The sequence below is a fragment of the Streptomyces sp. NPDC050211 genome, assembly GCF_040656035.1.
Lineage (GTDB): Bacteria > Actinomycetota > Actinomycetes > Streptomycetales > Streptomycetaceae > Streptomyces.
In genome coordinates this window covers 17,911-38,503 of the sequence record NZ_JBFALC010000014.1, presented here as the reverse complement: position 1 = coordinate 38,503, position 20,593 = coordinate 17,911, and the positions used below count along the sequence as shown (strand labels likewise).

Genomic DNA, 20,593 nt, shown 5'->3' with positions numbered 1-20,593 from the left:
ATGTCTCTGGGCCGAGTTCTGCGCAATGGCACCGTCGTGGTGCTCGCCGTGCTGTGGCTGGTTCCGACCTGGCTCCTTGTGGTCAACGCGCTGGTGCCGGCCGAGAGTTACTCGGGCAGCCCGCACTGGCTGCCGGAGAGTTTCGGACTGTTCGACAACATGTCCCAGGCCTGGGACAAGGCCCAACTCGGCCCGGCGCTCGGCAACAGTCTGCTGTACGCCGTTGTCAGCGCGCTGGCCGCTGTCGGGGTGGCTACGTGCGCCGCCTTCGCGACCATCATCATGCCCGTGAAGCGGCAGGTGCTGTGGTTCTGGGTGATCTACTCAGGCACGCTACTGCCCTTGCAGGTCTTCATCCGGCCGCTGTTCCTCTCCTACGCGGAGACTTCCCTCTACGACACCCAGATCGGGCTCGTTCTGATCTACACGGCCATCGCGATTCCCTTCGCGTTCTTCGTCATGCGCAACTACGCCCTCACACTGCCGCGGGAAGTCGTGGAAGCCGCGCGCGTGGACGGTGCTTCCTGGTGGCGGCTGTTCTGGCAGATCCACGTCCCGCTGAGCAAATCCGCCATGATCGCCGTGTTCGTGTTCCAGTTCGTGGCCGTCTGGAACGACCTGATGTTCGGCATCACGCTCACCACGAGCCGCAACATCCGGCCCATCATGGCCGCGCTCGCCGATCTGCAGGGCAACTACTCCAACGTCGGGCCACCGGTCGTGCTGGCCGGCGCCCTCCTGGTCTCCCTGCCGACCCTGGTGCTGTTCTTCTCCGCCCAGCGCTTCTTCATCAGCAGCCTCAAGATCCACCGCTGACCCCCGCACGCTTCCCGCCAGCCAGGAAGGGCAACCATGCTGAGATCGCTGCTCCGCCGTGCCACCGTGACCGCCGCCTGCGCCAGCCTGCTGTGGAGTGCCGTCCCCGCGCACGCCCAGCCCACTCCTCCCGCACGCCCTCACCCCGTGCCCTCCGCCGTGTGGGCCGACCGTGCCACCAACGCGTACGACGCCCTGCAGACCCACCTGTACGAGGGCGCCGACCACCACGGCCTCTACCTGGAGCGCACGCCCCGGCAGCCTACGGACCGGGAGCACTCCTACCTGTGGCCGCTGCGCGAAGCCGCCGCGGCAACCGTGGACATGCAGCGACTCCCGGGCACCGGCCCGGCCTACCGCCCGGACGCGGCCGAGCGCTTCGACACCGTCGAGCTGTACTTCGCGCCCGGGGACCGGCCGGGCTACCAGTCCTACCTGCCGGCCCCGCTGGGAACGGGCGGTGACGTGTACTACGACGACAACGCCGTGGTCGCGCTGAGCCAACTCGACCAGTACGAGAGCACCGGCGACACCAAGTTCCTGAACCGGGCCGAGCAGGTCGTGCCCATCGTCACACGCGCCTGGGACGGAGACCCCGCCAAGCCCTGCCCCGGCGGTATGGACTGGTTCGACTCCCCCAACAACAACGTCCGCGCCACCAATGTCACGGCCCTGTCCGCCCAGCTCGCCGCCAGGCTCTACGAGCACACCCACAAGCGCGCGTACCTCGACAAGGCCGAGCAGTGGTACGGCTGGGTGTACTCGTGCATGCGGAAGGAACCGGGCCTGTACGCCAACGACCGCGGCGACGACGGCAGCACGAACCTGACCCTGTGGACCTACAACTCAGGCGCCATGGTCGGCACGGCCACCGCCCTCTACCGCGGCACCGGCAACACCGACTACCTGAACAAGGCCGTCGAGGACGCCCGCGGCTCCCTGGCGTACTGGACCCAGGGCAGCCGCCTGCACGATCAGCCGGCCATCTTCAACGCCTTCTACTTCAAGGACCTGCTCGCCCTGAACGCCGTACGCCCCAACCCCGCCTACCGGCAGGCCATGAGCACCTACGCGGACAGCACGTACGCCACCAACCGAAACGCCGCGACCGGGCTGTTCCACTTCCAGCCGTCGGGCGGCGGCGACTACGACCCCAATATTCCGGCCGAAACCCTCGAACAGTCCGCCATGATCCAGATCTTCGCCACTCTGGCCCGCACCACACGCTGAGACCACCATCCGCAGCCGGCACCCCGAAAAGGACACCAACGCACCATGCCCAAGGCCCCATTGACCCGGCCCTCCTGGTGGGACTCCGACATCGCGCGCGACCTCCTGCGTGACCGCGTGGTCACCACCAGCGCCGGCGTCGGTGACCTGCGGGTGCAATTGTCGGGCGAGCCCCTGCTGCGCCGCGACAGCAGGGGTGGACTGCTCCAGTCCATCCGACTGCGTCTGCGCCGCCGCGGCGCGGACTCACACAACGCCCTGCCGCGTGTCACCCGGGCCCGGGTCACCACGAGCGGGGGCACCCCGGTCACCTGCGAAATCCTCCCCGGTCCCGGCTCCGACACCCGCATCCTGGTGCCGGAAGTGGACGCACCGACACCCCTGCTGATCGAGCTGCCCGACCTGGAGGAAGGCACCCGGTTCGACTTCGAGGCGCGCCCGCAGCGTCACTGGACGCTCCACCTGGTGCAGCACTCCCACCTCGACATCGGCTACACCGACCCCCAGGGGCGGGTGATGGCCGAGCACCGCGCCTACCTCGACTCGCTGCTCGAGCTGTGCCACGACACCGACGACTGGCCGGAACCCGCGCGGTTCCGGTGGGCCGTCGAGGGCTTCCACTCCTTCCAGGACTGGCAGTCCAACCGCCCCCGCCGCCAGGTCGACCGCTTCCTCGACCGGGTGCGCGAAGGCCGCCTCGAACTCACGGCGATGCCGTTCAACCTCCATACGGAGACCTGCTCCACCGACGAACTGCACGAACTCGTCCGCCCCGTGCTGGAATTGCGCGACCGGCACGGCATCGACATCCGCACAGCCATGCAGACCGACGTGCCCGGCCAAGTGGTCGGCCTGCCCGACGTCCTGGCGGGCAACGGCATCCGCTACCTCTCCGTGGCGCACAACTGGGCCGGGCGCGCCGTACCGCACCTGGTCGGCGGGGAACACCTGCCACGGCTCTTCCGCTGGCAGGCACCCAGCGGCAACAGCCTCCTGGTCTGGCGCACGGACACACCGCACGGACTGGCGTACATGGAGGGCTCGATCCTCGGTTTCGACGAGTCCTACCACCACGTCGACGACCTCCTGCCCGCCTACCTCAGCGCGCTGGCCGAGTTCCCGTACCCCCACGAAGGCCGCGGGATCCCGGGCTTCCCCATTCTCGATCACGGCGTCACATCCGACCCCTATCCCTGGGACGTGCTGCACCTGCGTGTGCTGGGAAAGTTCGCGGACAATGGCCCGCCCCGGCGGATCATCTCCGAAACTGTGCGCCGTTGGAACGAGCAGTGGGCATTCCCGCAGCTGCGGACCTCCCGGAACCAGGACTTCTTCGAGGACGCCGAAAAGCGTGTCGGGGACCAGCTGGAGACCTACCAAGGCGACTGGAGCGACTGGTGGGTCGACGGGGTCGGCGCGGGGGCCGTCCCGCTCGCAGCCACGCGCCGCGGCCAGGCGGCCCTCGCCGAAGCGCAGACCGTGGCTGGTTACGCTCAGTTGATGGGCGTGCCTGACAGCCCGGTCATCACCGAGACCGCGCCCGCCGTCTACCGTTCGGCCTCCCTGTTCAACGAACACACCTGGGGCGCCGGTGACCCCTGGACCCACGGCGATCATGGACACGGCTCCGGCGAGAAGCAGTGGCACTGGAAGTACTCCCAGGCCCTGCGCGCCCACGACGACGCGGAGACCCTGCTGGACTCCGCCGCCGCGCTGCTCGGCGAAGCCTTCGCACCCTCCGCAGGCGCTCTGGCGTGCTACTACATCGTGAACACCTGCAGTTGGTCACGCACGGAGACGGCACGGCTGTTCCTGCCCGAGAGCACCGTGGCCCTGAGCGAGGCAGTGCGGGTTCTCGATGCCCGTACCGGCACGTCCCTGCCCTTTACGGAGGAAGCCCAGAGCAACGACCGCCACCGGGCAGCCGGCCGGTTCCTGCGCGTGCCCCTCACCGACGTACCGGCCTGCGGAGCCGTGCGCCTGGGCATCCTCCCCGGTGCCACTTCCCCCACTTCCTCCACTTTCTCCACGGAAAACGGTGACAGCACCGACCTGCCCGCGGATCCGACCACCGTCCTGGAGAACGATCACCTGCGCGTCATGGTTGATCTGAGCCAGGCATGCATCGGCTCCATCCTCGACAAACACACCGGGCGCGAACTGGTGCGGCAGGACGCCGTCATCGGCTTCAACGGCTACGTGTACGACGAGTACGCCACTGCCGGGGCGTTCAATCACCAGTCCAGCAAGACCGTCGCCGACGACTCGATGCACCTGCTCGCCTCGCGCCACACGGCACCACCCGCAGCACTCGTCGAACGCCGCGCCGATGCCATCGGCCACACGCTGGTCTATGAATGCGCCCCGGCCGGCACGCGCCGACTCCGCGTGACGGTGCGCCTCCCCCACGACGCGGCTCGCATCGACATAGAAAACCGCATCGACAAAACCGCGACGCTGACCAAGGAGAGTGCGTTCTTCGCCTTCCCCTTCGCCCTGGACGATCCCGCCGTACGCATGGAAGCGACAGGCGGCGTCACGGGTACCGGACTTGCCACCGTGCCAGGGTCTGCCACCCACATGCGAGCCGTCCGGCGCTGGATCAGTCTGAGCGACGGCCGCCACCACGCAGCGCTGGCCACGGCCGACGCGCCCCTCGTGCAGCTCGGCGGGATCGCGATCCCCTACGTTCCCTATCCACAGTCGTTGCCGCAAGAGGAACCGGCCACCGTCTTCTCCTGGGTGCACAACAACATCTGGGACACGAATTTCCCCGCTCAGCAGGCCTTTGATCACGTCTTTCGCTACACCATCGGCTTCGCCTCCGGAGGGCTCGGCGAACAGCTGGCGATGCGCACGGCGGCCGTCACCAGCCATCCGCTCGTAGCGGTCCGCGCGCGTGCCGAGGCTCAGCCGGAGGCGCCGGCGCAGATGCAGTTCCTGACCGTGGAGGATCCCCGCGTGCGTCTCGTGGGCCTGACCGTCCCGAGCGAAGGGAGCCTCATGATCCGCCTGCAGTCCATCGCCGATGTCCCGGTCACCTGCCCTCTGAGCACCCCGTTCCCCTTCACCCAGGCCTTCCGCACGAACTACCTCGGCCTGGTCCCAAGCGAACTCCACCCGGAACCGGACGGCGTCATCCCGGTCGACGTGCCGGCCTTCGGGACGACAGCAGTCACCCTCCAGTTGCGCCGAGCGGCAGTCGGCACGTCGGAAGATCGCAGCCCCAAACCGGCAACTCCTCAGGAACAGAGCAACTGAAGCACCGGAGTCGCACCCGGGCGCCCGCACCACCGGTCAGCCGTCACGGGATCAGCAGGAGTTTCCCGGTGGTCGTGCGGGACTCGATGTCCGCGTGAGCCTTCGCTGCCTCGGCCAGCGGGTAGCGTCCGCCGATCCGGACGGTCAGCTCACCCTTCTCGACGAGCGCGTACAACTCGGCCGTGCGCGCCTTGAGTTCCTCAGGTGTGCGGATGTAGTCCTCGGTCACGCCGTAGGTGAGGCGGGTGCTGCGGGGGATGTCGTTCATCGCGATGGTCGGCACGTCGCCGATCAGCGGCCCGTAGAACACCATCGTGCCGTGCGTGCGCAGTACTTGGAGCGATGCGGCGAACGTGGTCGCGCCCGCACCGTCGAACACCACGTGCACTCCCGCGCCGCCGGTCAGCTCGCGCACCGGCTGGACGAACGCGTCACCGGTGGAGACCAGGACGTGATCGGCGCCGACGTCGGCGGCAGGCTCGACCTTCTCAGGCCGCGACACCAGGCCGATCACGGTGCCGCCGCGGGCCTTGATGACCTGGGTGAGCATCATCCCGACCCCGCCGGCGGCCGCGTGCACGAGCGCGATGTCCCCCGGTCGCACCGGGTGGGACACGGTGGCGAAGTGCTGCGCGGTCAGGCCCTGCAAGAGCACGGCCGCGGCCGTCTCGTCGTCGATGGCGTCGGGCACCGCGACGACACCGCTCGCCGGGAGCACGATCTGCTCGGCGTAGCTGCGTTGGCTGTTGATCGCCAACCATGCGACACGATCACCCGGAGCGAACCCGCGCACGCCCTCGCCCGTCTCCGCCACCACGCCGACGCCTTCCGCGCCCGGCACCTCGGCCAGGGCCTGCCTGCGGATGGCGGTGTCGAAGAAGTTCACACCCGCCACGCGCACGTCCACCAGAACTTCTCCCGGGCCGGGACGAGGTGCCGGCCGCTCGCGCAGCTGCAGCACCTCCGGTCCCCCTGCTTCGCTGACAACTATCGCTCTCATGCGGCCGAAGGTAGGCACCAAAAAATGTACCTGCAAGTACACTTTGGGCGGTGACCACGAGGAAAGGCACTGCGACCCGCCTGCGCATTGTCGAAGCCGCCGCAGCCGAAATCCGGGAACGCGGCGCGAACGCCACCACGCTCGACGACGTATGCCGACGCAGCCATACCGGCAAGGGGCAAATGTTCAATTATTTCCCCGAAGGCCGGGAACAACTTCTGCTTGCCGTCGCCGAACTCGAAGCCGAGCGCGTGTTCAATGACCAGGAGCCCTACCTGAGCGAGCTCACCTCGCGCGCGGCCTGGGAGGCGTGGCGCGACCTCATCGTCGAGCGCTACCGCGACCAAGGGCTGCACTGTCCGCTCGGGGTGCTGATCGCCGACGTGGGCCGGTACAGCCCGGCCGCGCAGGCCGTCACGGCGCAGCTGGTGCGACGGTGGCAGGAGTGCGTCCGCGCCGGCATCGAGGCCACACAAACGGCCGGCGAAGCCAACCCGACGCTCGACCCCAACCGCACTGCCGCAGCCGTGATCGCCGCCGTCCAAGGCGGTGTCACCGTCCTGCTCTCCACCGGCTCCGCGGAACACCTCGAAGCCGGGCTGAACCTGTGCCTCGACCACCTGTTGTCGTAGGCGCACGCAACCGGCCACACCCCAAGCCTGCGCTGGCCGGCGCTCAGGGGAAGCGCAAGGTGAGGGCGAGCCCGCCCTCGGCGACGGGGTGCGCTGTGAGCGTGGCGTGGTGGGCCTCGGCGATGGACGCGGCGATGGACAGTCCCAGGCCGTGGCCGGCAGCGGCGGTGCGGTCCCCGTCGAGGCGCCGGAAGGGCTCGAACAGTTCGGGGATCCGTTCGGCGGGCACGTGGGGGCCTGTGTTGGTCACCGTCACGGTGCGGGCACCGAGATGTCCGCGGACGTGGCCGCCGGGGTGGTTGTACTGGATGGCGTTGCGCATCAGGTTCGTCAGCAGGTGACGCAGCAGGACAGGGTCACCGGGGACGGCCAGCGGGGTGTCGGCGTCGAGGTCGACGTGCACGCCGTTCTCGGCTGCCTGCGGGGCGAGTTCGGCGGTCACGAGCCGGGCGGTGGCTGCGAGGTCGACGCTTTCGGTCGTTTCCAGGCCGCGGTCGCTGCGGGCCAGCAGAAGCAGGGCGTTGATCAGCTGTTCGGCCTCGCGGTTGGCGGTGAGCAGGTCCTCGCGGACCTCGGCGAGGCCGTCGGGCAGGGGATCGGCAAGGCCGACCTGGAGGCTGGTGCGCTGGACCGCGAGGGGTGTCTTCAGTTCGTGGGAGGCGTTGGCGACGAAGCGGCGTTGACTCTCGAAGGACTTCTCGAGCCGGTCGAGCATGGTGTCGAAGGTGTCAGCGAGGTGGTGGAGTTCGTCGTCGGGGCCGGTGAGCGCGAGGCGCTGGTGCATGTTCTGCTCGCTGATGCGGCGGGCGGCTTCGGTCATGGAGGCGACGGGACGCAGGGCCCGTCCGGCCAGCCACCAGCCGAGCAGTCCGGCAAGGAACGCCGTGATCAGGAGTCCGACGGCGGACCAGAGCACCATCTGGCGCAGCGCGGTGTCCTGCACGGCCTGCACGGTCTGGTCGACCTTCTGGATCATGGCCACGTCGTGCGCGGCCGTAGGTGCGCGATCCGGCCGAGTGGGGTGCGCCGGCTCGAAGGCCGTCGCAGAGCCGCTCGGCGCATCGCCATACCTGACCGCGATCCCCTGGACCTGCTGCTCCGTTCCGTAGCGCGCGAGCAGCACCACGAAAGCGAGCAGGGCGATGCCGGCGAGCAGGAAGAGCCCGCAGAAGGCGGCGGCCAGGCGGGCGCGGAAGGGCAGCCTGCCCAGGGTTGCCCGCGGGCTCAGTCGCACAGCCGGTATCCCTCTCCCTTGTCGGCGACGATCAGTCCGGGGTCGCCGAGTTTGCCGCGCAGCCGGCTGACGGCGGCGCGGACCGCGCTGGTGCGCGGGTCGAGGTGCTCGTCCCATACGGTGCGGACGAGCTCGTCGTGCGGCACCGGCGCTCCACCGGCACTCAGCAGCAGGTGCAGAACCGCGAACTCCTTCAGGGTCAGCTCCAGCGGGCGGCCGTCCACGGACACCTCGCGCCGCGTCTCATCCAAGGTGATGCTCCCGAAGCGCAGCACGGCGGGCGGCGGCTTCGGCGCGCGGCGGCTCAGCGCCCGCACGCGGGCGACGAGTTCGGCGAAGTCGAAGGGCTTGGCGAGGTAGTCGTCCGCGCCGAGCGTCGTCAGGCCGTAGATCTTGTCCGTGAGCTCGCCTGCCGCGGTCAGCATCAGAATCCGCGGAGGGTCGGAGAGTTCACGCAGCCGCCTGCACACCTCGTCGCCGCTCATGACCGGCAGGTCACGGTCGAGGAGCAACACGTCGTAGGCGGTGAGCAGGCACATCCGCTCGGCCTCCGCCCCGGTGGCGGCGATGTCGACGGCCATCGCCTGCCGACGAAGGCCGGTGGCGATGGTGCGGGCGAGCACGCGGTGGTCTTCGGCTACCAGGACTCTCATGTCCACATGAAACCAAGATCACGGTTCAGCGGGATAAGGACGCGGAGCGGTGTGCGCCAAGCCTGTCGGCGCTGTACAGGGCCGGACCGGCCTTTATGCCGCTGTAACACCCTTATCCCGCTGCACACAGCAGGCTGCTTCTGTCTCGGCATGAACTTCGTCAAACGCGCCGGAATGAGCCTTGGTGCCAGAAGATCCAAGACCGCGGCCTTGCTGGCGATCTTCGTCGTCATCTGCACCCTGCTCCTCACCGGCTTCCTGTTGCAGGCCGCCGCCGCCCGCCAGAAGGCCGACGCGCAGCGCGTCATCGGCGTCGACGTCACCGTCAAGCAGCAGGGCCTCACCCCGGTCCTCGCCGACCGGCTCGGCGCCTCGGACTTGGTGCACCGCTACAACCCGGAGCTTCCGGTGCGGTCCTGGGCGTGCGGCTTCACACCACTGGCGTCGAATGCGCCGAAACCGCGCGGCACCGGAGCCGAGGAGAAGGAACAGGGCCCGCTGGCCGTGAACGGCGTCCGTGACTCGGGCATGCTGCTGCCCTTCTCGTACGGCTCGACGAAGATCACGGCAGGCCGCGGCATCACCCCCGAGGACGCGGACCGTGACGTCGCCATGATCGAGCAGCGCCTGGCCGACGAGAACCGCCTCAAGGTCGGCGACACGATGCAGGTGCGGTCGTCGGACGGCAAGCGCACGGTACGGCTGACGGTCGTCGGCATCTTCCAGGACCCGATGCAGGATCCGACGAACTGGACGCCTCCGCACGAACTGCCCGGCAACGCGCTGTACGTACCGGTGAGCACGGCCCAGAAGGTCGGCACCGGCAGCGAGACGGTCAGCGAGGCGGTGTTCAAGATCGCTTCGCCGGGCCAGGCCAAGCAGCTGCACGCCGAGGCCGAGCGACTCCTCGGCAAGGGCAGGTTCGACTTCCGCGTCAACGACAAGGCGTACCGGGACCAGGTCCGCCCCATCCAGCGGGTCGGCACGTTCGCGGGACTGATCGTCTGGGTGATCGCCCTGGCCGGAGCACTGATCCTCGGCCTCATCGTGACGCTGCAGATCCGCGAGCGGCGCGCTGAGCTCGGGGTGCTGCTCTCGATGGGCGAGAAGAAGTGGAAGCTCATTGGCCAGCACGCCGTGGAGGTGGCGGCCGTGGCCCTGCCCGCCGTCGCGCTCGCCGCTCTGGCCGGCTCGCTCGCCGGACAGTCCGCGGGTGACGCGCTCCTCGGCGGCCAGAGGGGCAAGCCGGTCACGTCGGCCGGTGCGCCGGATGCCGAGATCGCTCCCCCCATGGTGCGCGTCGAGCCCGCCACCGTCGGCAAGGTCGCCGGCATCGGGCTCGGGATCTCCCTGATCTCCACCGTCATCCCGGGCATCGGGATCCTCCGTCTGCACCCCCGCTCCATCCTCGCCGACACCGAGTAGCCGGCCACCGGCACCGCACGGACCAGCCACCAACAGCGCACGACCACTCACCGGCACGCACCGAGAGAGCCGAGATACCCATGAACTTCGTCAAGCGCGCAGGGTTCAGCCTGTGGGCCCGCAAGGGCCGCACCCTGATCACCTTCGCCACCTTCCTCGTCATCTCCGTGATGGTGCTGGCCGGTGTCCTGATCAACGACGCGACGGCCCGGGCCGAGCAGGACGCCAAGCGCTCTGTGGGCGCCGAGGTCAACCTCGAGATGGATATGGGCCAGTTGGGAGGTGGCGGCGGCCTGCAGGCCCCGCGCATCGACGCCGCGACCGTCGACAAGCTCGGGGCGCTGCCCCAGGTGCAGAAGTACACCTACTCGATGTGGGACCGCGCCATCCTCAAGGGCAAGTACAAGCTGGTCGAAGGCGGCCCGGCCGACCCCATGGGCCCCGGCGGCACCGCGAGCATCGGCGTGCTCGACTCCTCGCTGCTGCCCGACTTCCGCAGCGGCAAGTTCAAGCTCCTGTCCGGTGAGCACCTCACGGCCGCCGACAAGGACAAGAAGCGACTGCTGATCGAGGAGCGGCTGGCCAGGAAGAACGGTCTCGAGGTCGGCGACAGGATCACACTGACCGGCAACGACGAGAAGACCACGGCCGACTTCACCGTCGGCGGCATCTACCGCGACCCGCGACCCACCACCGAAGCCGACGCCGAGTACGGCGTCAGCCCGGCCAACATGGTGTACGGAACGGTGGGCGGCCTTTCCGCACTCGGGTCGGAAGGGAAGGGGCCGCTGCAGGTCGGCAGGGCGACGTTCCTCCTCCAGGACGCCGACGTGCAGGGCGCGTTCAAGGACGAGGCGAAGCGGATCGCCGGCTCGGCGCTCGATGGCTTCAAGCTGGACGCCAACGACAAGGCCATCCGGCAGATGACGGGCCCGCTCAAGAGCATCCGCTCCACGGCCACCGTCGCCATGTGGCTGATGGCCATCGCCGGCGCGACCGTCCTGGCCCTCCTGGTCAACCTCGCCGTCAAGCAACGTCGCAAGGAGTACGGCGTCCTGCTGGCCATGGGCGAGAAGAAGAGCAAGCTCATCGCCCAACAGGCCCTGGAGATCGTCGTGGTGGCCGCCATCGCCATCGGGGTGAGCTCCCTGTTCGCCCCGCGCCTGACCCAGAGTGCCGGCCAGTCCCTGCTCGGCAACGAAGCCTCCGCCGCCAAGCAGAAGCTCGACTCGTGGCAGCCCCCGGCCCCCGGCAGCACCGGGCTCGGCGAGGGCATCGACATGGACGACCAGCCGGTCGAGAACGCCGATCCCATCGACAAGATCACCGTGGCGCTCGACCCGGCGGACGTCGTCGCCGTAGGAGCCATCGGCCTCGGCATCGGCCTCCTCGCCACCGCCATCCCGGCCGGCGCCGTGCTGCGCCTCAGCCCCCGCACCATCCTCACGAAGGGCAAGTGACCCGCCATGACCAACGCCACCACCACCCCGCCCATCCTGCGCCTCGCGGACGTCAGCCACACCTACGCCGGCCAGCGCCGCAAGACCACGGTCCTCAAGGGCATCGACTACGCCTTCGAACGCGGCACCTTCTACACCATCCTGGGCCCCTCGGGCAGCGGCAAGACCACCCTGCTCAGCCTGGCCAGCGGGCTCGACACCCCCACCAAGGGCACGATCAGCTTTGACGGGCAGGACCTCACCGAGCTCGGGCTCGGCAGCTACCGCAACAAGCACGCCGCCACGATCTTCCAGCAGTACAACCTCCTCACCTACATGACCGCCCTCCAGAACGTCACCACCGCCATGGAGATCACCGGCGCCAGGCCCGCGACCGGAAGCCGCAAGGCCCGCGCCCTGCAGCTCCTCGAGAAGATCGGCCTCGACAAGGCGATGGCCACCCGCAATGTGCTGCAGCTCTCCGGCGGCCAGCAGCAGCGCGTCGCCATCGCCCGCGCCCTCGCCTGCGACGTGGACATCCTCTTCGCCGACGAACCCACCGGAAACCTCGACGAGGACACCGCCCAGGGCATCATCGACACCTTCCGCGAACTCGCCCACGAGCAGGGCACATGCGTGGTCGTCGTCACCCACTCCCAGCAGCTGGCCACGCAGTCCGACCGCGTTCTCAACCTGCGCAAGGGCAAGCTCACGGAGCAGGTGAACGCCCGATGAATACCAGAGGGTGACACATGGCGACCATCCGGACGCGAGCGCGCGAGGCGGTGTCCGGGTGGTGGTCCGCTGGGGTGGTCCCGGAAATCCGGGGCGGACCACGTGAAGGAGACAACGGCATGTTCGGACAGTCGAAGGCGTTCAGCGGCTTCTCGGTCGACGACCTCGGCAAGGCCTGCCAGTTCTACGGCGAGACGCTCGGCCTCCCGGTGGAGGAGAGCGGGGAGGGCGACATGAGGATGCTCACAATCAAGCTGGGCAGCGGCGCCAGTGTCTTTGTCTACCCCAAGGACAACCACACACCCGCGAGCTTCACGATCCTGAACTTCCCCGTGGACGACGTCGAGGCGGCCGTCGACGGGCTGGCGCAGCGTGGCGTGACCATGGAGCGCTACCCGGATTTCGGGCCCGACGCCAAGGGCATCGTCCGGGGCCCCGAGGGCGGCCCGACGGCAATCGCCTGGTTCAAGGATCCGGCGGGCAACGTCCTGTCCCTGCTTCAGGAGGACTGAGATTCAGGAGGACTGAGCGATCGCCCGCCTTGAAGCACCTGCGGCGGCCTCGACGACGTTGGCGAGCAGCATGGCGCGGGTCATAGGCCCCACGCCCCCGGGCATCGGTGCGAGCCATCCGGCAACCCCGGCGGCCTCCGGGTGCACGTCGCCGACGAGTCCCTGGTCGGTGCGGGTGATGCCGACGTCCAGGACGGCCGCGCCGGGGCGCAGCATGTCCTTGGTGATCAGTCCGGGCGAGCCGGCGGCCGCGATGACGATGTCCGCCTCGCGCACATGCCAGGCCAGCCCCTTGGTTCCGGTGTGGCAGAGGGTGACGGTGGCGTTCTCGCTACGGCGGGTCAGCAGAAGCCCCATCGGCCGTCCCACCGTGAGGCCCCGTCCGATCACGCACACCCGGGCTCCGGCGATCGGGACGTCGTACCGGCGCAGCAGTTCGACGATGCCGCGCGGGGTGCAGGGCAGCGGGGCCTCGCCGCCGAGGACGAGCCGGCCGAGGTTGACGGGGTGCAGACCGTCGGCGTCCTTGGCCGGGTCCATGCGTTCCAGTACGGCACCCGCGTCCAGGTGGGCGGGGAGCGGGAGTTGGACGATGTAGCCGGTGCAGGCCGGGTCGGCGTTGAGTTCGTCGATGACGTCCTCGACCTGCCGCTGGGACGCGTCGGCGGGCAGGTCCCGGCGGATGGACGCGATGCCCACCTGCGCGCAGTCGCGGTGCTTGCCGGCGACGTAGGCGCGGCTGCCCGGGTCGTCGCCGACCAGGACGGTGCCGAGTCCGGGCGCACGGCCGCCGTCGGCGGTCAACTTGGCCACTTGTTCGGCGAGTTCACCGCGGATCCGGGCAGCGGTCGCCTTGCCGTCGAGGAGTTGCGCGGTCACCGGCGATGCCCCTCTGCTAGCCACGGAGACGTGACATGGTCGGGTCGAACAGCGGCTCCTCCGCGACGACCGCCTCGACCCGCTGGTCGAAGTAGCCGATGTGCACCGTGGTGCCAGGGGTGGTGAGTTCCGTGGGCAGCCAGGCGTAGGCGATGCCCTTGCCGATCGTGTAGCCGTAGGCGGCGCTGGTGACGTAACCGACGGAGCGGTCGCCGTCGTAGACCGGCTCTTTGCCCATCACGACGGCCTGCGGGTCGTCGATGGTGAGGCAGGTCAGCTTGCGTCGTACGTCGGTCTTACGGCGCTCGAGGGCCGCCTTCCCGATGAAGTCGTCCTTGTCGAGCTTGACGGCGAAGCCGACGCCGGCCTCGTAGGGGTCGTGCTCGTAGGTCATGTCGGTGCCGAAGGAGCGGTAGCCCTTCTCCAGGCGGAGGCTGTTGAAGGCGCCGCGGCCGGCGATGACGCCGCCGAGGGGCTGGCCGGCGGCCCAGAGGGTGTCCCAGAGCTTCTGGCCGAGGTCGGCGGTGGTGTAGAGCTCCCAGCCGAGTTCACCGACGTACGACAGCCGCATCGCCGTCACCGGGACGCTGCCGATGTGGGCGCGCTTGGCGCGGAAGTACTTCAGGCCGTCGTTGGTGAAGTCCTCGTCGGTGAGGGGCTGGAGGACCTTGCGGGCGAGCGGGCCCCACAGGCCGACGCAGCAGGTGCCCGGCGTGATGTCGCGGGCCTGGACCGTGCCGTCGGCGGGGAGGTGGCGGGTGAACCAGTCGAGGTCGAGGTTGCCGTTGGCGCCGACCTGGAAGAGGTCGCGGGCGAGGCGGGCGACGGTGATGTCGCTGCGGATGCCGCCGTCGTGGTCGAGGAGCAGGGTGTACGTCACCGAGCCGACGGACTTGGCGACCTTGCCGGTGCACAGGCGCTCCAGGAAGGCGGCGGCGCCGGGGCCGCTGACTTCGAGGCGCTTGAGGGCCGTCATGTCGTACATCGCGACGGTCTCGCGCGTGGCCTGGGCCTCGGCGCCGACGATGGGCGACCAGAACTGCGCGGCCCAGTCGTTCGGGGTGGGGATGGAACGCCCCTCCACCAGGCCCGCGTTGGCCTCGTACCACTGCGGGCGCTCCCAGCCGTTCGCCTCCAGGAAGAACGCGCCGTGTTCCTGCTGCCGGGTGTGGAAGGGGCTGGTGCGGATCGGGCGGGGCTTCCCGGACGGCTGGAGGGGGTGGAGGATGTCGTAGACCTCGACGAAGTTCTGGCAGTCGCGGGCCAGGACGTACTCCGGGGTGAGCTGGTGCGGCTCGAAGCGGTTGACGTCGCACTCGTGCAGGTCGAAGGACGAGCAGTGGCCGTCGACCAGCCATTCGGCCATGGCCCGGCCGACGCCCGCGGAGTGGGTGACCCAGACGGCCTCGGCGACCCAGAAGCCCTTGACGTCCGGGGACTCGCCGAGCAGCGGGAAGTTGTCGGTGGTGAAGGAGAACAGGCCGTTGATGCCTTCCTCGACCTTCGCCTCCTTCGTCGCGGGGAGCAGGGACTGGGTCTCGGTCCAGGCGTCCGCGAAGTCCTCCTCGGTGAACTTCAGGACCGACGGCATCTGGTCGGCCTCGTCGACGGAGAGGATGTCGTCGGCGGTGATCGGCATCGGGCGGTGGCCGTAGGAGCCGATGCCGATGGCGTCGAAGCGGTCGCGGTAGTAGAGGTCGGCGTCCTGGTGGCGCAGGATCGGGCGGACGGCCTCCTCGGTCTGACCGGCGAGGGCGGGTACCGGGCCGGTCCAGGCGAGCTGGTGGGCGAGCGGGGTGAGCGGGAGGTTCATGCCCACCATGCGGGCGATCTTCGGGCCCCAGATGCCGGCACAGCACACGACGATGTCGGCGTCCAGATCGCCCTGGTCGGTACGGACACCCGTCACCTCGCCGTCGGCCCGGAGTACATCGAGAACCTCATGGCGGGCCAGGAAGCGGACGCCGCGCTCGGTGGCGCTGCGGATCTGCGCCTCGACGGCGAGGACGGCCTTGGCGAGGCCGTCGGTCGGGACCAGGAGGCCGCCCAGGACCCGGTCCGGATTCACCAGCGGGTGCTGCTCGACGCACTCCTCGGCGGTCAGGAGGCGGGACTCGATGCCCCACGCGGTGATCCAGCCGTGGCGGCGGCGCAGTTCGGTGAGGCGCTCGGGGGTGGTGGCCACTTCGAGGCCACCGACCTGGAGGAAGCAGGGCCGGCCGTCGACGTCGAGGGAGCAGAACTTCTCGACGGTGTAGCGGGCCAGTTCCGTCATGGTCTTGGAGGAGTTCGTCTGGAAGACCAGGCCCGGGGCGTGTGAGCTGGAGCCGCCGGTGGCGGGCAGCGGGCCCTGGTCGACCACGGTCACTTCGGTCCAGCCTCGTGCGGAGATCTCGTCCGCGAGGGCCGCTCCCACGACGCCCGCTCCGATGATCACCACTCGGGGTCCCGCCATCGCCGCACCTCCGATTGAAAACCGGCCCAGCCGGTTAAGTTGCTGTGTGCGCAACATGCTTCAGGCTGCGCAACTCAATGTGCCTGTCCCGGAGAGGGGGTGTCAAGGGGTCCCCTACACCGGAAAACAGCCCGAAACACGGTGTGCACCCAGCCCTGGACATGGCAATGCCCGGCGGGCGGCGCGCACCTGTGCGCACCGCCCGCCGGGCATGTCCGACCGGCTGTCGACTCCGGGCTACTTGATCCAGGCGTCCACCTTGTCGCGGTTGGCCTCGACCCACTTCTCGGCCGCCGCCTCGGGGGTCATCTTGTCCACCGCGATGTACTTCGCCACGACGTTCTGGTCGTCGTTCGTCCAGGTGAAGTTCTTCACCAGGTCATAGGCCGGGCTGCCCGACTCGGCGAACTTCGAAGCGACGATCTTGTCCAGCTTGTACACCGGGTAGTCGCAGTCGACCTTCTCGGCGTCGGCGTCGCAGCCCGCCTTGTACTCCGGCAGCTTGATCTTCTTCAGCGGCACCTCGGACATGAACCACTGCGGCTCGTAGAAGTAGCCGATCACCCATTCCTTGTTCTTCTCCGCCTTGCGGAAGGCCTGGATGAGGGCGGTCTCACTGCCCGCGTACACGACCTTGTAGTCCAGCTTCAGGTTCTTCACCAGAGCCTCGTCGTTGGTGACGAACGACGGGTCGCCGTCGAGGAGTTGGCCCTTGCCGCCGGACTCGGACGTCTTGAACTTCGCCGCGTACTTGTTGAGGTTGTTCCAGTCGAGGATGTCCGGGTGCTCCTCGGCCAGCCACGGCGGCACATACCAGCCGATGAGGCCTTCGTTGCCGGTCGGGCCGGCGTCGACGGCGGTCTTCTGGTCGGTGATGTACTTCTTCTTCAGGTCGTCGTGGCCCCAGTTCTCCACGACGGCGTCGACCTCACCGGTCCCGAAGCCCTGCCAGGCGATCTCTTCCTTCAGGTCCTTCTTGGTGACCTTGCAGCCGAGGTCCTTCTCCGCGACGTGGGCGAGGACGGCCGCGTTGGCCTCGTAGCCCACCCACGGGTTGACCGCGAGGTTGAAGGTGCCGCACTTGTCGGAGCTGCCCGAGCCGCCGGCATCCGAGGAGCCGTCATCGACCTTCGTACCGCCGCAGGCGGTGAGGGTGAGGCCGAGGACCGCTATGCCGACCGCGCCGACTCTCCACTGTCTTGCTTGCCTTGCCATGGTCAGTTGCTCCTTTTATGCACTGGTGCGTCGCGCCGCTGCCTGAGTGATCCGGTCGAACATGACTCCGAGAAGGACGATGGCCAGCCCCGCGGCGAGCCCCTTCCCGTACAGCTGTCCCTGCGAGAAGCCGGCCACGACGTCGTAGCCGAGAGCGCCTGCTCCCACCAGGCCGCCCACCACAACCATCGACAGCACATAGATCAGGCCCTGATTGGTCGCGAGAGTCAGGGCGCCGCGTGCCATCGGCAGCTGGACCTTGGTGATGATCTGCCAGGTGTTGCACCCGGCCGAGGTGGCCGCCTCCACGGTGGTGGCGGGCACGTTCCGAACCCCGTCCGCGATGATCTTCATCGCGACGGGAGCCGCGTACACGATCGCGGCGACGATCGCCGTGAAGCGGGTCGCGCCGAACAGCGCCAGGAACGGTACGAGATAGACGAACGGCGGCATGACCTGCGCCGCGTCCAAAGTGGGGCGCATCAGCCGGTCCACCAGCGGGCTGCGTCCCATCCACACACCGAAGACGATGCCGAGCAGCATCACGAGGACGGTCGCGACGGCGGTGGACGCGAGCGTCGTCATGGCGTCCGACCACACCCCGGTGCCGACGAGCAGTCCCACGCACACGACGGTGGTGATCGCGGCGCGCGGGCCGCCGAGCACCACGCCGAGTCCGATCAGGGCCGCGCCGACGAGCCACCACGGGGAGTCGGTGAGCAGCGACTGGAACGGGTTGAGCAGGCCGTTGGTGATCGCGTCACGGAAGGCGTTGGTCAGGCCGGACAGATTGTCCTGCGCCCAGGTGGTCGCGGTGTCCGCCGCGCTCGCGATCTTGCTTCCGGTCGCGCCCTCGCCGGGGAATTCGGCCGCCCACAGGTAGGTGTGCGACATGTAGACGAGTACGGCCGTGACCGCGGCGCCCGCTCCCAGCAGGGGCCTCCGCCAGGCGAGGAACCGGCCGGACGACTTCCGGGCGGCCTCCTCGCGGGTGCTCGCCGCGGTGGTGACCCGGTCCAGGACGATCGCCAGGACGACGATGGCGAGGCCGGCGTTGAAGGCCGTACCGACATCGAGCGACTGGAGTGCCTGGAGGACGGTCTTGCCTAGGCCGGGCGCGTCGATCAGGGCGGTGATGGTCACCATGGCCAGGGCGGCCATGATCGACTGGTTGACGCCCATCACCACGGTCCGTTTGGACATCGGCAGCAGGACCTTGAGGAGCGCCTGCCGCTGGGTGGCGCCCAGCGAGTCGGCCGCCTCGACGGTGGTCTCAGGCACCGAGCGGATGGCGTGCGCGGTAATGCGGATGGCCGGCGGGGCCGCATAGATGACGGTGGCGATGGTGGCAGAGGCGGGGCCGATGAGGAAGAACAGGGTCATCGGGGCCAGGTAGACGAAGGTCGGCATCGTCTGCATGAAGTCCAGCAAGGGCGTCACGATCCGGTTGAACCGGTCGGAGAGGCCCGCCCACACGCCCAGCGGGATCGCGAACAGCAGCGCTACGAAGACCGCGGAGAGGGTGAGCGCCAGGGTGTCCATGCTCTCCTGCCACAGGCCCTGAAGCCCGAGGAAGGTGAAGCCGGCCACCGCCAGCAGCGCGACCCGCCAGTTGCCCACGGCCCAGGAGACATAGCCGGCGATACCGACGACGCCGAGCCAGCCGATCTGCGGGACGGGGCGGGTGCCGGAGGGCTGGGAGATCAGCTCCTGGACGAAGGTCACCAGGTTGTCGATGACCAGCCGGATCTCGTTGAAGAAGTAGAGGAAGAGCGGGTTGGAGTTGCGGTTCGCGCCGATCGAGTCGTTGAGGTCGTTGAACCACCGGTGCAGGTCGGTCAGGTCGGCCGCGGCGAGCGTCAGGGTCTGCTTGCCGCGCAGCAGGGCGAACAGCACCAGCCAGGCGACCAGGATCGCGGCCACCATCGCGCGCCGGCTGACCCGGCGGACCCGGGTGACGGGTGGCGCGGGCGGCTCCGTCTGTGGGGTCGTGTCCGGTTTCTCCAGGGCGACGGTCATCACGCGCCGCCTTCCTGCCCGGCGACCACCGCGAGGATCTCCTCGTCACCGACGATGCCGAGCAGTTTGCCGTCCTCGACCACCTTGACCGGCTTGTCCGCCGCCAGTACGGCCCGGGTGGCCTCCTTCACCACGACGTCCGGGCCCAGCTCGGGACCGTCGAGGGGATCGCCGTCCTCCACCGGGCGCATGATCCAGCGCAAGGTGAGGACGTCGCCGCGCGGGACGTCCCTGACGAAGTCGCGTACGTAGTCATCGGCCGGTGCGCCGACGAGTTCGTCGCCGGTGCCGCACTGGACCATCTTGCCGTCGCGCATGATCAGGATGCGGTCGCCCAGCTTGAGCGCCTCGGAGAGGTCGTGGGTGATGAACACCATCGTCTTGCCGACCTCGTGGTGCAGCCGGATGACCTCGTTCTGCATGTCACGGCGGATCATCGGGTCGAGCGCGGAGAACGGCTCGTCGAAGAAGAGGACGTCGGGGTCGCCCGCCAACGCCCGTGCCAGGCCGACGCGTTGCTGCATGCCGCCGGAGAGCTGGTCGGGGTAGGAGTTCTCGTACCCGGAGAGGCCGACCAGCTCTACGACCTCCAGGGCCCGCTTGGTACGTTCGGCCTTGCTCATGCCGCGGATCTCCAGCCCGAAGCCCACGTTGTCGACGACGCGGCGGTGGGGCAGCAGCCCGAAGTGCTGGAAGACCATGGAGAATTTACGGCGGCGCAGTTCGCGCAGGCGCCGCGCGTCCGCGTCGCGGATGTCCTCGCCCTCGAAGACGATCTCACCGGTGGTGGGTTCGATCAGCCGGGTCAGACAGCGCACCAGCGTGGACTTGCCGGAGCCGGACAGGCCCATGACGACGAAGACCTCGCCCGGCGCGACCTCGAAGTTGACGTCGCGTACGGCGGCGGTGCATCCGGCGCGGTCCATGAGCTCGCGTCGGGTGAGCCCGCGCAGCTCCTCGGAGGCCGGTACCTGGTCTGCCTTCGGCCCGAACACCTTCCACAGATTGCGCACGGATATGACCGGAGTGCCATCCGAGTCCTGGGGGGTGCCGCGCCGCTGCGGCACCTCGGTCTGTGTTGGGGTCAC

Annotated in this window: 16 protein-coding genes; 8 read left to right on the top strand and 8 right to left on the bottom strand. The window is 69.0% G+C overall.

Annotated elements, in window-relative coordinates; translation table 11 throughout:
* From AB0I98_RS17285 to AB0I98_RS17275, 3 genes are read left to right on the top strand one after another with little or no spacing between them, the layout of a single operon-like run.
* Positions 1-816, top strand: a complete 816-nt coding sequence (locus AB0I98_RS17285; protein ID WP_206439797.1) for a carbohydrate ABC transporter permease — start codon at positions 1-3, stop codon at positions 814-816.
* A 36-nt stretch (positions 817-852) separates the two neighbouring features.
* Positions 853-2,046 (top strand): glycoside hydrolase family 76 protein, encoded by a 1,194-nt coding sequence (locus AB0I98_RS17280; protein ID WP_362941893.1) that lies wholly within the window; start codon positions 853-855, stop codon positions 2,044-2,046.
* A gap of 45 nt (positions 2,047-2,091) precedes the next feature.
* Positions 2,092-5,307 (top strand): glycoside hydrolase family 38 C-terminal domain-containing protein, encoded by a 3,216-nt coding sequence (locus AB0I98_RS17275; protein WP_362941890.1) that lies wholly within the window; start codon positions 2,092-2,094, stop codon positions 5,305-5,307.
* A gap of 43 nt (positions 5,308-5,350) precedes the next feature.
* On the opposite strand, the gene AB0I98_RS17270 is transcribed toward AB0I98_RS17275, so the two are convergent.
* Positions 5,351-6,307, bottom strand: coding sequence for a quinone oxidoreductase (locus AB0I98_RS17270; RefSeq protein ID WP_362941887.1), 957 nt, complete (start codon positions 6,305-6,307; stop codon positions 5,351-5,353).
* 50 nt (positions 6,308-6,357) lie between these two features.
* On the opposite strand from AB0I98_RS17270, the gene AB0I98_RS17265 reads away from it, so the two are divergent.
* Positions 6,358-6,939, top strand: a complete 582-nt coding sequence (locus AB0I98_RS17265) for a TetR/AcrR family transcriptional regulator (protein WP_362941884.1) — start codon at positions 6,358-6,360, stop codon at positions 6,937-6,939.
* Between the two features lie 43 nt (positions 6,940-6,982).
* Here the strand turns inward: AB0I98_RS17265 and AB0I98_RS17260 are convergent, their stop codons facing one another.
* Together AB0I98_RS17260 and AB0I98_RS17255 are read right to left on the bottom strand one after the other, a co-directional pair.
* The gene (locus tag AB0I98_RS17260) at positions 6,983-8,173 is read right to left on the bottom strand and encodes a HAMP domain-containing sensor histidine kinase (RefSeq protein WP_362941881.1); all 1,191 of its coding nucleotides are present in this window, start codon (positions 8,171-8,173) and stop codon (positions 6,983-6,985) included.
* A complete protein-coding gene (locus AB0I98_RS17255; protein ID WP_362941878.1) occupies positions 8,164-8,826 on the bottom strand; it encodes a response regulator transcription factor in 663 nt (220 codons plus the stop codon). The genes AB0I98_RS17260 and AB0I98_RS17255 overlap by 10 nt, the downstream gene beginning before the upstream one ends.
* Positions 8,827-8,976: 150 nt before the next feature.
* Here AB0I98_RS17255 and AB0I98_RS17250 point away from each other — a divergent pair, with 150 nt between their 5' ends.
* The 4 genes from AB0I98_RS17250 (at position 8,977) to AB0I98_RS17235 (ending at position 12,937) form a co-directional block, all read left to right on the top strand.
* Positions 8,977-10,251, top strand: coding sequence for an FtsX-like permease family protein (locus tag AB0I98_RS17250; protein WP_362941875.1), 1,275 nt, complete (start codon positions 8,977-8,979; stop codon positions 10,249-10,251).
* Between the two features lie 80 nt (positions 10,252-10,331).
* Positions 10,332-11,711, top strand: coding sequence for an ABC transporter permease (locus AB0I98_RS17245; protein WP_362941872.1), 1,380 nt, complete (start codon positions 10,332-10,334; stop codon positions 11,709-11,711).
* A 6-nt stretch (positions 11,712-11,717) separates the two neighbouring features.
* Complete coding sequence (locus AB0I98_RS17240) at positions 11,718-12,425, top strand: ABC transporter ATP-binding protein (RefSeq protein ID WP_362941869.1); 708 nt, start codon at positions 11,718-11,720, stop codon at positions 12,423-12,425.
* Between the two features lie 119 nt (positions 12,426-12,544).
* Positions 12,545-12,937, top strand: coding sequence for a VOC family protein (locus AB0I98_RS17235; RefSeq protein ID WP_362941866.1), 393 nt, complete (start codon positions 12,545-12,547; stop codon positions 12,935-12,937).
* A 3-nt stretch (positions 12,938-12,940) separates the two neighbouring features.
* Here the strand turns inward: AB0I98_RS17235 and AB0I98_RS17230 are convergent, their stop codons facing one another.
* The 5 genes from AB0I98_RS17230 to AB0I98_RS17210 all read right to left on the bottom strand — a co-directional run bounded on the left by AB0I98_RS17230 (position 12,941) and on the right by AB0I98_RS17210 (position 20,593).
* Positions 12,941-13,816 (bottom strand): bifunctional methylenetetrahydrofolate dehydrogenase/methenyltetrahydrofolate cyclohydrolase, encoded by an 876-nt coding sequence (locus tag AB0I98_RS17230; RefSeq protein ID WP_362941863.1) that lies wholly within the window; start codon positions 13,814-13,816, stop codon positions 12,941-12,943.
* Between the two features lie 16 nt (positions 13,817-13,832).
* Positions 13,833-16,271, bottom strand: coding sequence for an FAD-dependent oxidoreductase (locus AB0I98_RS17225; protein ID WP_362941860.1), 2,439 nt, complete (start codon positions 16,269-16,271; stop codon positions 13,833-13,835).
* Between the two features lie 237 nt (positions 16,272-16,508).
* Positions 16,509-17,486: an ABC transporter substrate-binding protein gene (locus tag AB0I98_RS17220; RefSeq protein WP_362941857.1), complete on the bottom strand. Its 978-nt coding sequence runs from the start codon at positions 17,484-17,486 to the stop codon at positions 16,509-16,511.
* 15 nt (positions 17,487-17,501) lie between these two features.
* The gene (locus AB0I98_RS17215) at positions 17,502-19,505 is read right to left on the bottom strand and encodes an ABC transporter permease subunit (protein WP_362941853.1); all 2,004 of its coding nucleotides are present in this window, start codon (positions 19,503-19,505) and stop codon (positions 17,502-17,504) included.
* Positions 19,505-20,593, bottom strand: coding sequence for a glycine betaine/L-proline ABC transporter ATP-binding protein (locus AB0I98_RS17210; protein ID WP_362941850.1), 1,089 nt, complete (start codon positions 20,591-20,593; stop codon positions 19,505-19,507). The genes AB0I98_RS17215 and AB0I98_RS17210 overlap by 1 nt, the downstream gene beginning before the upstream one ends.

Coding starts and splice junctions, on each gene's coding strand:
- AB0I98_RS17285 (WP_206439797.1), top strand. CDS start 1: ATGTCTCTGGGCCGAGTTCTGCGCAATGGCACCGTCGTGGTGCTCGCC.
- AB0I98_RS17280 (WP_362941893.1), top strand. CDS start 853: ATGCTGAGATCGCTGCTCCGCCGTGCCACCGTGACCGCCGCCTGCGCC.
- AB0I98_RS17275 (WP_362941890.1), top strand. CDS start 2,092: ATGCCCAAGGCCCCATTGACCCGGCCCTCCTGGTGGGACTCCGACATC.
- AB0I98_RS17270 (WP_362941887.1), bottom strand. CDS start 6,307: ATGAGAGCGATAGTTGTCAGCGAAGCAGGGGGACCGGAGGTGCTGCAG.
- AB0I98_RS17255 (WP_362941878.1), bottom strand. CDS start 8,826: ATGAGAGTCCTGGTAGCCGAAGACCACCGCGTGCTCGCCCGCACCATC.
- AB0I98_RS17250 (WP_362941875.1), top strand. CDS start 8,977: ATGAACTTCGTCAAACGCGCCGGAATGAGCCTTGGTGCCAGAAGATCC.
- AB0I98_RS17245 (WP_362941872.1), top strand. CDS start 10,332: ATGAACTTCGTCAAGCGCGCAGGGTTCAGCCTGTGGGCCCGCAAGGGC.
- AB0I98_RS17240 (WP_362941869.1), top strand. CDS start 11,718: ATGACCAACGCCACCACCACCCCGCCCATCCTGCGCCTCGCGGACGTC.
- AB0I98_RS17235 (WP_362941866.1), top strand. CDS start 12,545: ATGTTCGGACAGTCGAAGGCGTTCAGCGGCTTCTCGGTCGACGACCTC.
- AB0I98_RS17225 (WP_362941860.1), bottom strand. CDS start 16,271: ATGGCGGGACCCCGAGTGGTGATCATCGGAGCGGGCGTCGTGGGAGCG.
- AB0I98_RS17220 (WP_362941857.1), bottom strand. CDS start 17,486: ATGGCAAGGCAAGCAAGACAGTGGAGAGTCGGCGCGGTCGGCATAGCG.
- AB0I98_RS17215 (WP_362941853.1), bottom strand. CDS start 19,505: ATGACCGTCGCCCTGGAGAAACCGGACACGACCCCACAGACGGAGCCG.